Here is a 14556-nt window from a genome sequence, read left to right on the forward strand (position 1 = left end):
CCTACCGTGAGACGGTTAACGGTATGCCGGTTGTCAAGGAGTTCAAGGCACACTTCTCACTGAAGAGATAAGACGATAAACAAATGATATAAAACAGGCAGCCCACGGGCTGCCTGTTTTGTTTTAATAGTTTAATCATTTCTTAATACAGGTTTCCACAGGCTAATTTTAAGGCTCTTTATGTTTGCATTTTCTAATAGCCTGAAATATGTATAAAGGTTACAATCGTTTTGTACTACTATTTTTTCTGATAGTTTTTATCCTGCCATTCAATTTGCAGTATACCTCTGTGAGTGATTATTACGACGATGATTTTCGTACTGTAATAATTACAGGTATTGATGATTTAAATTCGCAATTAAATAAACTTGAGCAACAGGCCCTGAATTATAAAAAAGGGAATCTTAGTCTTGAGCAATTAAAAGAGCAACTTGCAAAAACCCGATACTCTTTTAAACAGTCTGAATATATATTGGAGTATTACTATCCTAAGCATATAAAAGCTTATATAAATGGTGCTCCTTTAGATCATCCAGATCCGCTACCTATAGATAAGAATGCTTCGGGAGATTATTATAATCTTAATCCGGAACAATATAAAAACAGTATGCCTATCGATAATCTGGAGGCGGGTCATTATAAAGGGGAGGTAAAGATAGTAGCGCCTGTAGGGTTACAGGTATTGGATGAAACACTTTATACGGATGATAATCCTGATAAGGACGAGGTATACAGACTAGCTAAAGGGGTAAGAGATTCCTATCAGGTATTGGTTACTGCATTTAAATCAAGAACATTTTTTTATGACTTTGAAGTAATGGAGGCCTGCAGGTTAGAGTTGGTTAGAATAACAGCAAGAGGAATTACGGGGTTTGATACCCCGGGTTCGCTTAACGCTATGGAAGAGGCGGCTTCATCGATGGCAGGTATAGAAAAAGTGCTTGAACCCTTACTGTCAAAAGCGGAGACTAATCTGAATAAAAGTATTAAAGGGTTATTTAAGAAGTCTATTTCCGTTTTAAATAAAAGCAGGGACTTTGATGGTTTTGACAGGCTGAATTTTATTACGGAATACATCAATCCTTTATATAAGCATCTTTTGGATTTGCAGCTATCCCTGCATATAAAAAGCAGTGCCGAAGTACATGCAGCCACCCCGTCGTGGAATGCATATAGTACAAATATGTTTTCGGAAGATTTCCTGAATCCTTATTATTACAGTCTGCTGAAAGAAGAGAAGGATAGTGATGCTTTGAGAGATTTGGGCAGGAAACTGTTTTATGATACGGCATTAAGTCGAAACGGTATGATGAGCTGTGCAAGTTGCCATAAACCAGAAGTGGCTTTTTCTGACGGTCATAAAAAATCATTTGCCAGTATAGAAGGTAAAAATGTATTGCGTAATTCACCTTCCCTTATTAATTCGGTTTATGCTGACAGGTATTTTTATGATATGAGAGCTTATGATCTGGAAGAACAGGCAGAACATGTGGTAGAAAATCATATGGAGTTTAATACAAGTTTTGAGGTTTTGGTACAAAAACTGAATTCTGATAAAGTTTACAGGGAACAGTTTAATGCTGTATTCAAAACGAATACTCCGGTAACACGATACCATTTTTCGTCGGCCTTATCATCTTATGTGTTGTCATTACGATCGTTTAGCAGTCCGTTTGATTTATATATGCAGGGGAAAAGCAAAGAGTTGCCAAAAGACGTAAAAGCAGGTTTTAACCTTTTTATGGGTAAAGCGGGTTGTGCTACCTGTCATTACATGCCAACATTTAGCGGACTGGTGCCACCATTGTATGATGAAAATGAGAGTGAGGTATTGGGTGTGTTGAGACATCCTGATACTTTGATGGTAGATACCGATTATGGCCGTATTGCAAACGGTGTTATTGATGAAAGGCATGAAATCTACAGGAATTCATTTAAAACAGTTAGCGTAAGGAATGTGAAGTTAACAGGCCCTTATTTTCATAATGGCGCTTATGAAACCCTGGAACAGGTTATAGACTTTTATAATGAAGGTGGTGCAGCAGGTAAGGGACTCTCTTATGAACTGCCAAATCAAACACTACCTCCTGATAAATTAGAATTGAGTAAAAAAGAAATAAAGGAACTTATTGCCTTCCTGGAATCCTTAACAGACAATCCTTCGTCAATTAAAAAGTAATTATACGGGTGCGTGCGCAATAATATAAGGTATAAGTATTTTAACTGAAAGTTAAGATTTAGACTATTTGCATTATAACTAAAAAAATATCACTGATTTACATGCTTTTAAGTCTTAACTGTTAAAGAGTTGTCATTTTTTTACTTTTTAAAGTCATTTCAATGTTAAGAATCGATTTTAGGCTTTTTTGATAAAAATATATTTATGGTTTGCCATAAAATCTTCATATTCAATTAAAGTAAACTTAAAAATTTCGAACAATCCTTCCAGAAACGAGGGGCTAATTTTGCGACTGAATCTATTAATTAATTTAAACCAACATTAGCTAAAATGAAAAAAAGTTTACTTTTTTTGAGTTTAATGGTGTCTTTACTGATGAGTTTTGGCCTGCGGGCACAAACCATTCCGGGAGATTCCATAGTGTACGGGCCTATGATGAGTCCTGTATACAATAACTCAGTAAGAGTTTGGGTATTAACCAAGAACAATACCGGATCGGGTGATGCGCTTTCTATAGCGTTAACTCAAAACGGTACTGCGAACGCCCCTCTTACAGGTACGGTTTACAATTCAGACGACAGGCTTGGTTACAGCCTTAGGTCTTTTGAGTACACCGGACTAACAGAAGGGCAGTCGTACACGGCAAAGGTACTTATTAACGGTACTCCTTCAAGCCGTCAGTCGACAATTACAAACGGACAAAACACGTTAAGTGATTTTGAATTCCTTTCAGGAGGATGTGGTCGTATATATGACCTTAGCCGTTGTATAGACCAGCCGGAAGCCGAGTTCCATTTTAACGGAACTCCAACAATGTTTAACGTAATGGCTGAAGAACAGAGTGACCTGATGGTATGGTTAGGTGACGCTGTTTATCTGTTAGGCTTACAACATGCAATGGGACAATGTCCTGATGGTGTTGATGACTGGGCTAACAAGGATATGGCTTTTGACCGTTACAGGTTCTTTAGGAATTACCATGACAGTCTGACGGTTGCAATGCCTCAGCTTGCAATTACAGACAACCATGACCTTGGTCCAAATGAATTTAATAAAACGCTGCCTACTATTGGCGAGATGCGTGAGATATTCATGGACTGGTGGCCAAACCCGGAATATAACAGTACACCGGAAGGGCAGGGACTATTCTCATCTTATGTGTATAAAGATGTCGAGTACTTTTTATTGGATAACCGTAGCTACCGCGACGGTATATCGCAGCATTTAGGTCCGGATCAGCTTCAGTGGCTGAAAGACGGACTATTAAATTCTACTGCTACGTTTAAAGTTTTAATTAATGGTACGCCTTCATTTGAGCGTAACTGTGGCGGAAGAAACTTTTGTAACACAGCACAATCTCAGGAGTTAATCAACTACATTAAGGCTAACAACATTAATGGTGTATTATCGTTAAGTGCTGATATACATGAGCAGAAATTCATGATAAGGGATGGTGATGTTAACTATCCGCTTTATGATGTATTATCGGGTAACATCAATTCAGATGTAGGTAACGGTAACTACAACATTAACTATAACAGCAATTATATCCTTACGGGAGTTAAGCAAACCTACTTAAGGATTAATGTTTATGGTGATGCAGACGACAGAAGGATGAAAGTGGAATATGTGGGTGCAACAGGTCAGCCATATTTTGAGACCATCATTCACGAAGATATGCTTACCAGCCAGAATGCAGATGCGCTTAAGCTGGAAATGGGTATAGAAAATGCTGTTGCAGATGCTTCAGGCTATAACCATATCATAACTGCAGAGAACCACACTTTTGCAGCAGACAGAGATGGCGTTACTAACGGTGCATTACAATTTAGTGCTGCTACTAATGTAACCATTCCTTATGCTACTGCATTTGATATGCACGACCGCCCGTTTAGTTTAGCGTTTTGGTTAAAACCGGAACAGTTTACTGCAACAGGATCAACAATTTATTCAAACGGAGCAGAGGGTGTGGGTATATCATTTGGTATTAGCCCTAACGGTAAGCTTACTTACACAAACCATGCAACAGGCACAACACTTTCTACAGAGTACAGCCTGCTTGTAAACAACTGGTCTTACATTGTTTGGAAATACGACAACGTAAAAAGAAAACTATCAGTATACTATAACGGATTCCTTATCCAGGAATGGAGTAACATCCTTACTCCGGTAGCTTCTGATGCTGATATTACAATTGGTAATAACTTCCAGAATAAAAAATATATAGGATTATTAGATAAGCTTAACCTTTACGGTAGAATCATATCTGATGAGGCTATTATGGAAGAGGCCGATTTTGAGTCAACACGTGGTGATGTACTTAAAATGGCTGGTGCTCAGCAAATGCTTATCCCTTCTGAAGTAGTAAACGACGCTTTAAGTGATGATTTCACTATTGAGTTTTGGGGTAAACTTACTGCAGACCCGGGAGGGAACTTTAAAATTATTGCAAGTAACGGTAGGGTAAACAACCTTACAACAGGTATATCTTTTGAGTTCCCGGATAACAACCAGCTGAATGTAGTTGTTGGTACAAACGGTTCAGGCTGGAATACAATTTCTAATCAGGGAGCTATATGGAATATAGGTGAGTGGAACCACGTAGCCCTTTCGGTTACTAAAAACGGTACCATGACATACTATGTAAACGGACAGCAAATAGGTTCTGCGCCGTTTGGAGAGTATATTCCTAACGAGTTTGGTTTAGGCCTTGGTTACAGCCCTTACTATGGTAGTGCTGTACAGGCAGAACTTGATGAGTTCCGTATTTGGGAAAGAGCACTTACTGCAGATGAGATAAACGAGCATATGCACTATCACTTAACAGGTGATGAGGAAGATCTTGCTGTTTACTTTGACTTTAGTGCTGCTGATGAAGAGGCAGACAGCTTTGTAAGCTTAGGTTCTATGGAGCAGGAAATCTTCCTTAACGGAGGTGTATTTGCTACAGCTACATCTCCGGTATCAGTACTTGGTGATGATTATAAAGATGTGGTTACAGGTAAATGGAGCCGTAACAACGATGTAAACAACTCAGGACTTACATTCCCTAACAATATTACTGCATATAACAGCAATGTTGTAGTAGGTAAACATAATGTGGAGACTATAGCAGCCGTACCGGGTGAGGACGATATGACTTACCTTCAGGGCGGATGGAGAATAGATCCTCTAAACACTCCTTTTGCTACAGTAAAAATCAATCTTGAAGAAAGCTTACCGGATTATGAAACCATAAGCCAGACCGCAGGGCAGTACTACCTGCTTAAGTCGGTTGAGGGATCTGAAGGGACAGAAGAATTTGAAAATGTTGCGGAAGGAAGCTTTGACGGACAAAATGTAACATTCTACAATGCTAATCTTACAGAAGGTACTTATTATGTAGCATGGTCTACAGCAGAGTTCGTACCGGGCAGAGGTGGAGCTTTATCGCTTGCAGGTGGACACGACATTACTATTCCGTATGCAGATATGAACCCTATTATGTCTAATGCCTTTACACTTGAGTTCTGGTTAAATGTAACTCAGGATCCGGGTAATAACGACAAGGTACTTTCAAGCCACGGTAAAATAAACGGTAACTCTACAGGTTTCTCTCTTGAGATGCCGGATAACAATACTATTTCTGCTGTATTTGGTAATAATACCGGTGCATGGAATAGCACTAACTCAGGTACTCCTTTAACAATAGGCGAGTGGAACCACATTGCGGTTACTGCTGCTCCCGGTGGTATGGTTAAGCTTTACGTTAACGGTGAGCTAAAGGGTGAAAATGCTTTTGCAGATTTCGTTCCTAACCAAAACTGGGACTTTGCTTTTGGTAAAAGTATAAACTATGGCGGACAAACGTATTCAATGATGGATGAGTTCCGTATCTGGAATCACGTAAAAACTCAGGAAGAGATTGTTGAGCAGATGCACGTAATTCTTGAAGAAGGTCAGGATGGTTTATTATACAACTTCACTTTCGATCAGGATGATAACGGCGTACTTGAAAATGCAGGTGGTACTCAAACAACAGTTGTAGATTATACAAATGCAACTATAATTAATGCTACCAGCCCGGTTAGTGAAATAAATGTAGATTTCCCAGATCAGGTTACAGGTAACTGGAGTATTACTAACGAAACTCTTAATGGTTTATATGTAAGCGGTGGTATTTCTAACTTTACAGAAAACCTAATCGTTTCACGTAACCAAGACAATGAGATTGCTCAGCTTGGTGAAGATGAGGATAACAAATATCTTGTAGGCGGATGGCATTTAAATGCCCTTAACATGGAGGTTGCCGATCTTGAGGTTGACCTTGCAACTGTTATAGAAGATTTTGCAGCTGTTAATGCAATAGTGGCAGAATATTCACTTATAAAAGGTGATCCTAACAGTACTTACCAAACAGTAGCAACAGCTACTGAAGAAAATGGTGTGGTACTGTTTGAAGATGTTGATTTAGCTATAGGTAACTATTACCTTGCTTTTGAAATAGACCCAACAGCTGCTATTATAGCACAGGGTGGTGTACTTAGCCTAGGTAACGGTCACGATGTACAGATACCTAAAGAAGGTGTAAATGCTGCACTTTCGGGAGACTTTACCATTGAGCTTTGGGCTCGTTTAAGGGAGCCTTCGGGAGCTAACAAGAAACTTGTAGGCTTTACAAGCTTTGGTGGTGGTAACTACGGTTGGGAAATGGAGTTCTTAGGTAACCAGACACTACAGACAATTACAGGTCAGGGAGCCGGAGGAGGATGGAATTCACTAAACTCAGACCACGTTTGGGGAGTAAACGAATGGAACCACGTTGCGGTAACATTTGTACCTAATGGTGAATTTAAGTTCTATATAAACGGTGAACTTGTAGACAGCATGCCGGTGGGAACATTCCAGCCAAATGCTAACAACCTTGCCTTTGGTAGAAACCTTTCTAACGATGCGCCTACAAGCAGTGATATAGATGAGTTCCGTATATGGACTAAAGCTAAGACAATTGAGGAGATACGTGAAGACATGTACCTTTCAATTCCTGAAGCTACAGATAACCTTGTTTACAACTATACATTTAATCAGGATAACAGCGGTTTCTTAGTAAACAGTGGTTCTGAAGTAGTTGAAGTTCCTTATACAAATGCTTCAATCATAGCTGCTACAGATCCTGTAAGGGATATGGAAGCTCCTTACCGTAATGAGGTTAGGGGTAGCTGGAGTGTTATGAATGATAGCGGTAACGGTATGTACCTTGCAGATGAAGTTGCCAGCGTTAACAACAACGTAGTATTTGGTAAAGAAGAAGGTAACGAAGTACTTCATGCACTAAATGATGAAGAAAACGATATGCTTTATATCGGCGGCAGATGGATGCCGGATACACGCTTTATTGAAACTGCAGCCCTTAAGGTTGATGTATCTAAAGTATTTGACAACCCTAACGATGTAAATACACTTGCAACAACTTACTTCCTGTTAACAGGTAACCCTGCTACAGAAATTACGGTTGCAGCAACAGGTACTAAAGTAGGAAGCATTGTAACCTTTACAGAGATTCCTCTTGATGGTACACCGCTATACCTGGCATGGTTAGAAAGTTCTACAGAATATCCTGTGGGTACTTTCCCTATCGCTTCCCAAAGCTTATGGAAATACAACGATAACGGTGTTGACCTTGGTACTGAATGGACAGCTGTAGATTATGATGATACAGCATGGATGTTTGGTAACGGTATATTAGGTTACGGAGACGGTGTTGAGGCAACTACACTAAGCTATGGTGAAGATGCTAACAACAAATACCCGACTTACTATTTTAGACATACTTTTAATGTTGAAAATGCCTCTCAAATAGGTTCTTTACTATTCCATACATTAAAAGATGACGGTGTAATAGTATATGTAAACGGCGTTGAGGCTTTCAGATCAAACATGCCTGAAGGTGCTGTTACTTACAACACTTATGCTTCTTCAACAATAGGAGGTTCAGATGAAACTACTTATGAACTAGTTGAAACAGCTAACCTGCTTCAAAACGGGACGAACGTAATTGCTGTAGAGCTTCACCAGGCTTCTGCAAACAGTTCAGATCTTGGCTTTGATATGGAAGTTAACTTTAACCTTCCTCCGCTTGAAGCAGCATCTTACCCGCTTCCTAAAGGAGAGATATGGGCTTACCTTGATAATGGTTCTGACTTAGGTGCTACAGACTGGACAGAATCTACATACAACAACAATGCATGGGAAAGAGGAGAAGCTCCTCTTGGTTACGGAGATCCTGCTAAAACAGTAATCTCTTACGGTCCTGATGCTTCAAACAAATACATTACTTACTACTTTACAAGAGATATCGAACTTTCTCTTGCTGATGTAGCTGAAAATGTTGAGTTTGGTTTACGAAGAGACGACGGTGCCGTAGTTTATGTAAACGGTGTGGAAGTGTTTAGAGACAATATGCCGGTTGGTATTATTGATTATCTTACACATTCTGCCACTACAATAGACGGAGCAGATGAGAAGAGATATTTCTCTCACATAGTGCCAAAAACTGTGTTCCAGGAAGGTGTAAACAGAATTTCTGTTGAGCTTCACAACCGTGACGGTCAGAGTTCAGATATCAGTTTTGATATGTATATTAAAGATGCTCCTCAGGATATTGAGGTTTGTGACGAAGAGCATATTGCTTGTTTCACTTCAATTAACCCTACAGGGCAAACTCCTTACCTTATAATTTCTCAGGAGCACAGATTCCAGTTATTATTCAAACAGGGAGATGCTTATATGGATGGTTCGGGTAACGTACCGGGTAACCATGACTTCTCTGCCTATGTAGGTACAGACGGAGACAGCGAACTGGGTCATTTATCAGTTAACCATGAAAACACTCCGGGTGGTGTGTCTATGCTGGATATTCACTTAGATACAGAAAACCAACTTTGGGTTATTGACGATTCTCAACCGGTAGACTTCTATAACAACGACCTTGTAACAACTACAAGAAACTGTTCTGGAGGTATTACCCCTTGGGGTACCGTAATTACTGCTGAAGAGAATACGGCTTCCGGAGACGCTAACGGCGACGGATATCAGGATGAAGGTTGGTTAGTGGAAATAGATCCTGTTACTGCTCAGGTAATGGAGTACGGTAATGGTAAGCAGGAAAAACTTTGGGCTATGGGTAGAATGAATCACGAAAACGTGGTTGTTAAAGCCGATGGTTCTGCAGCTTACTATGGTGAAGACGGTGGTACACACTGTGTTTACAAATATGTACCGGATGTACCGGGTAACCTTTACTCAGGTACTGTATATGTACTTCACTTAGATCTTGAAATGTCTAACGACGAGCCAAGTTCTGCAAAAGCAAGATGGATTCAGGTTCCTAATACAACACAAGAGGACAGAAACAACCTTAATACAGTTGCTGCTTCTTTAGGAGGTACAAACTTTAATGGTGTTGAAGACTGTGATATTAGCCCTCTTGACGGTAAAATTTACTTTACTGCAAAAGGAAGAAACCGTATCTACAGATTTACAGACCCTGTAAGTGTGAACGATACAATCACAGACTTTGAAACTTTTGCAGGAGGTATGTCTTATCCTATTGCAACAGCGGGAGGTACAGTTACAGAACAATGGGGTGACGGTAACGATAACCTGGTGTTTGACGACAAAGGTAACCTTTGGGTATGCCAGGATGGTGGATTAAACTACATTTGGGTAATCCGTCCGAATCATACACAAAACAACCCTAATATTGAGTTATTTGCGTCTATGCCTGCAGGTTCTGAGCCTACAGGTCTAACATTTACACCAGATTATAAATACGGATTCTTCTCAGTACAGCACCCTAACGGTGGCAATGCTCCTCAGCAGGATGCTACATTTAGCGATGTAACATTTAATGCTTCGGCTACTGTAGTGTTCTCACTTAATCAATACTTAGGTGCTCAGGCTCCTGAAGTTGATTTTATTGCAGATCAGGTAGAGGTGGAAGAAGGTGAAACAGTAACATTTACCGACTTGAGTACCAATAACCCTACAGAGTGGTCTTGGACGTTTGAAGGTGGTGAGCCTGCTACATCTACAGAGCAAAACCCAACAGTTACTTATGCAGAAGCAGGTACTTATGATGTAACTCTTATAGCAACAAACGTTGCCGGTAACCAGTCGCTTACTAAAGAGGAGTACATAATTGTTGAAGAAGCTCTTGGTATTGATACACCTAATCCTCTTAGAGATAAAGTAAGCCTTTATCCTAACCCTACAAGCGGTAAGGTAACGGTTGAAATTAACGACGAAGGTGGTAAGGATGTAGTAGTTGATGTATATGATTTAGTAGGTAGAAAAATAACTACACAAAATGTACAAACTACAGGCGGTACACAAACTATAAGCCTGGACTTAACATCACTTCAGGGTGAGCAGGTATTTATCATCAATGTAACAGTAGGTGATAAAACAGGAACTTATAAAGTGCTTAAAGTTAACAGGTAGTATTATAATTTCATGCAAGAAGAGGGCCGGTACATTTTTTACCGGCCTTTTTTATTTTATTGAAGCTTTGAAACATGGCTTTGTAAAAAGTAATAATTTTGTGTTTAAACAAAATTCTCATGATCCCCGAAGATATCCTTCTTTCTTTCCCCGCTAGGTTCCTCAACTACAAAAAAGGAGATACAATATTTTCTAAGGGGAATTATCCGTCCTATTACTATCAGATACGATTGGGGGAGGTAAAAATGAATAACTACAATGAGGAAGGAAAAGAGTTTATCCAGAACATTTTTACTGCCGGGCAAAGTTTTGGTGAGCCTCCTTTGTTTATAGATGAGCCTTATCCTGCTAATGCGGTTGCACTTAGCAATGTTGAGCTTATTGCTTTAGGGAAAGACGATTTTCTTAAAATGCTTTACCAGCACCCTGAGGTTTCTATAGAAATAAACAGAAGCCTTGCAAGACGATTGTTCTATAAGGCAGTTATGGCTCCCGAAATATCTTCTCAGGATTCCAATAAGCGGTTAAAAACACTTTTTAATTATCAAAAGGGCCACAGCAACGCTACTGATGGGCCTTTTACCTATATGGTACCCCTTACCAGGCAACAGATTGCCGATCTTACGGGATTGCGGGTTGAAACCGTTATAAGGGGCGTAAAGGAGCTTGAAAAGGAAGGTTACCTACTTATAAGACAGCGTAAGATATTTTTAAAGTAGTCTTATGATTGAGGTCATAAGTCGGCATGTGTAAGGGAACTTAATTTTACAAGCGAAAAGAAACTGCAGTATTTCTCTTCTCAGGTTTATGGATATAAACCTGCTGAAATCTTTTTTTAATCAATTAAGTAGTATACAATATGCTGACAGAAAAGCAAAAAGAAACAATTTTGGCAACCGTTCCTGTCTTAAGGGAAAATGGCGTTGTACTTACAAAACACTTTTATAATAGGATGCTTAGAAATCATCCTGAACTGAAAAATATATTCAATCTGGGTAATCAAAATAATGAAAGGCAGCAAACCGCTCTGGCAATGGCTGTACTTGCTTATGCCGAAAATATTACAAATCCGGATGTGTTAATACCTGTTATAGATATGATAGGGCATAAGCATACAAGTCTGGATATAAAGCCTGAACATTATTCAATAGTAGGAGAGAATCTTATAGCTGCAATTAGTGAGGTGTTACAGGAAGCAGCAACAAATGATATTATCGATGCCTGGACCATTGCTTACAAACAGCTGGCCGACCTGATGATAGGTCACGAGAAAGGTTTGTACAATAAGAAATTTACAGAAGAAAACGGATGGGTTGGCTGGAAATCATTTATGATTAAGAAAAAAGTCCGCGAATCGGAAGAAATAACATCCTTTTATCTTTATCCGATAGAGGGTGAGGGAGTTCCTTTACATGTACCGGGACAATACCTAAGTATAAGACTGTTTTTGCCTCAGCTTGGTTTACTACAACCAAGGCAATACAGTATATCGTGTGCCCCTAACGGTAAGTATTACCGAATCTCGGTAAAAAGGGAATTAGGGGGAGAACTTCATCCGGACGGAATGATTAGTAACAGACTACACCAAATGGAAGAAGGCGAGCTTGTAGAGCTAACCTCGCCCTCAGGTAATTTTGTACTTAATACAAATGATAACGATAAGGTTTTTATTAGCGGAGGAGTAGGGCAAACGCCTTTATTGGCAATGCTGGAGAGCCTTACCAATACTTCATTAAATCATAATTTGGTATGGATACATGGTTGCCGACATTCGGGAGTACATGCTTTTGAAGAAGCAGTTAAAAAAGTAGAAAATAATGTGGCCAATGTTTCGTCCCATATTTTTTACGAGGAAGCTGTAAATACATCCGCTGATTATTACACCGGCAGGGTAGACCTTTCTAAAATAAAAGGCTGGTTACCGGATGTGCAAACCGAATATTATATATGTGGTCCTGCAGGTTTTATAAAGGCACATTACAATTATTTAAAAGAATGTAATGTTCCCGTAGATAAGATCTTTTTTGAAGAGTTTGGCCCTCAGGTGTTGCAGCTAAACTAAGTGTATATAAATAAAAAAACTCCGGCAGCTGCCGGAGTTTTAAGTACTGAAACATTAATCAACTTAATAACCCAAATTTTGCGTAAGTTCATCAGTAACGTCCATTGCTTCCTGAGGGATAGGGAATACCCTTCTAAATGGCTCAGAAGCAGGTTTTGCTGTATAAGGAAGGTCAAATTTGCCGAAACGTATCATTTGCGGCCTTCTCTTCATTTCCCAGTAAAGCTCAAATCCAATTTCTTTATATAAGATGTCAGCATCGATAGAAGGGATAGCTATACCAGGAGCATTTCCGTAAAGTGCTTCTCTTGTTCTCGAAGTTCTAAGCATATTGATATCCATTAGGGCAGAACCGTTATTTCCTTTACGTAAATAAGCTTCAGCTCTCATAGTATAAATACCACCCAAACGGTATAACGGAATATCTACATTACTTGATCCGTTACCTTGTTCCGGATCGTACTCAAATTTGAAGATACGTACACCACGGTTTATCTGATCCTGAGCAAATACTGCCTGTGTAGGATTATCAAAATCAAGTTCAGGAGTAAATACCATCGGAGTGGTAGCACTTTTTTCCATAAATAGTTGTGATACTTTAATTCTGCCGTCGCCAGTCATTTCAAAACCACCCGCCTGGGTAAGTTTTGGTCCGTACTGTTGTCCAACCAGAAGTCCGCTGTTAAAGTGGAACCAAGGCAGGTCGCTGCTTCCCGGTACCAGGTCAGATGCAGGTACGCTTACGTCGGTACCGTCATTCATAAACCATGTGCCGTCGCCATATTGGTATTTTCTTGAGAACCTAGGGTCTTCATGATTACCTTCCCAGCTTGCATAGAACTCAGGAGTAGTACATGAACCGTTAGTACCCCTGTTTGCAGGAGAAGGTCTCTGGTTACGGGCCACACACATATAGCCTAAGTCGTTATCACCATTACGGATGTTGTCTATTTTTTGTACTACAACAAAAATGTGTTCCTGACCACCAGAATTATTGATAGAGAAGTTATCAAAGAAGTTAGGGTTAAGGCTAAATTTACCAGAATCGATAATTAGCGAAGTGTAGTAAATTACCCTGTCCATATCGGTACCGTTTCCGTTTACAGAAGCCTCATTAAAGTTAAATGAAGAACTTGCGTTGTAACGATCTTTATAAACCGCACGGTTAAGGTACATATCAGCAAGTAGGGCATAAGCAGCCTCTTTTGTAAAACGGCCTGTATGTGTTTGGTTATTTCCAAGTTCAGCTAAATCAGGGATAATAGCTTCTACATCCTCAATAAGCCCGTCAATAGCATAAGCAGCCTGAAGTATCTCTACTGGAGCGTTCTCATTAAGAGGGTCGCGGTAAGGAGCCTGTCCGTAAAGGTCAAGTGTATAGTAAGTATAGAATGCAAGGAGCCCTTTAGCTTCGGCAAGAAACATTGCCTTATCTGGAAACTCATTTCCGCTTATGGTTTTTATGGCTGTAAGCGAACGTGTAATACCATTTGTAAGTTTGTTCCAGTTATCTGTAATAACAGCACTGCTTGGAGTCCATGTAAACTCGTGCATTGTACGCCATTTACCACCATCACCCCAGTCACTACCACGTGTAGGAAGGATAGCTATATCAGAAGAATATTCCTGCATGGCAAATATACCTCCGTTATCTACAAAAGTTCCGTCTCCTAATCTGTCATATGCTGCTGCAAGGGCACCGTCTACGCTCGATGCGTCTTCACCAAGTACTTCGTCAAGCACTACCTCGTCTAAGTCGGTACAGCTGGCTAAAGTCAGGGCAGCAAGTGCTACTGCTATACTTTTTATCGTAAATATTTTGTTCTTTTTCATT

The 14556-nt window shown here is 39.8% G+C and carries 5 protein-coding genes; 4 read left to right on the top strand and 1 reads right to left on the bottom strand.

The window, feature by feature from the left end:
* Nucleotides 1-289: 289 nt before the first annotated feature.
* The 4 genes from NU09_RS16745 to hmpA all read left to right on the top strand — a co-directional run bounded on the left by NU09_RS16745 (nt 290) and on the right by hmpA (nt 12722).
* A complete protein-coding gene (locus NU09_RS16745) occupies nt 290-2179 on the top strand; it encodes a cytochrome-c peroxidase (RefSeq protein WP_165357714.1) in 1890 nt (629 codons plus the stop codon).
* A gap of 330 nt (nt 2180-2509) precedes the next feature.
* Nucleotides 2510-10660: a LamG-like jellyroll fold domain-containing protein gene (locus NU09_RS16750; RefSeq protein ID WP_129752464.1), complete on the top strand. Its 8151-nt coding sequence runs from the start codon at nt 2510-2512 to the stop codon at nt 10658-10660.
* A gap of 119 nt (nt 10661-10779) precedes the next feature.
* Entirely contained in the window at nt 10780-11379 is a 600-nt protein-coding gene (locus NU09_RS16755; RefSeq protein ID WP_129752465.1) for a Crp/Fnr family transcriptional regulator, read from the top strand.
* Nucleotides 11380-11519: 140 nt separating this feature from the next.
* Entirely contained in the window at nt 11520-12722 is a 1203-nt protein-coding gene (gene hmpA, locus NU09_RS16760) for an NO-inducible flavohemoprotein (RefSeq protein WP_129752466.1), read from the top strand.
* A gap of 63 nt (nt 12723-12785) precedes the next feature.
* Here hmpA and NU09_RS16765 read toward each other — a convergent pair whose 3' ends face one another.
* Complete coding sequence (locus NU09_RS16765) at nt 12786-14555, bottom strand: RagB/SusD family nutrient uptake outer membrane protein (RefSeq protein ID WP_129752467.1); 1770 nt, start codon at nt 14553-14555, stop codon at nt 12786-12788.
* Between the last annotated feature and the right edge of the window lies 1 nt (nt 14556).

Source organism: Flavobacterium beibuense (genome assembly GCF_004151245.1).
In the GTDB taxonomy this organism is placed as follows: Bacteria; Bacteroidota; Bacteroidia; order Flavobacteriales; family Flavobacteriaceae; genus Flavobacterium; species Flavobacterium beibuense_A.

Excerpts from the sequence above, each read along its gene's own strand:
- NU09_RS16750 (WP_129752464.1), top strand. The coding sequence starts at position 2,510 with ATGAAAAAAAGTTTACTTTTTTTGAGTTTAATGGTGTCTTTACTGATG.
- NU09_RS16755 (WP_129752465.1), top strand. The coding sequence starts at position 10,780 with ATGATCCCCGAAGATATCCTTCTTTCTTTCCCCGCTAGGTTCCTCAAC.
- hmpA (WP_129752466.1), top strand. The coding sequence starts at position 11,520 with ATGCTGACAGAAAAGCAAAAAGAAACAATTTTGGCAACCGTTCCTGTC.
- NU09_RS16765 (WP_129752467.1), bottom strand. The coding sequence starts at position 14,555 with ATGAAAAAGAACAAAATATTTACGATAAAAAGTATAGCAGTAGCACTT.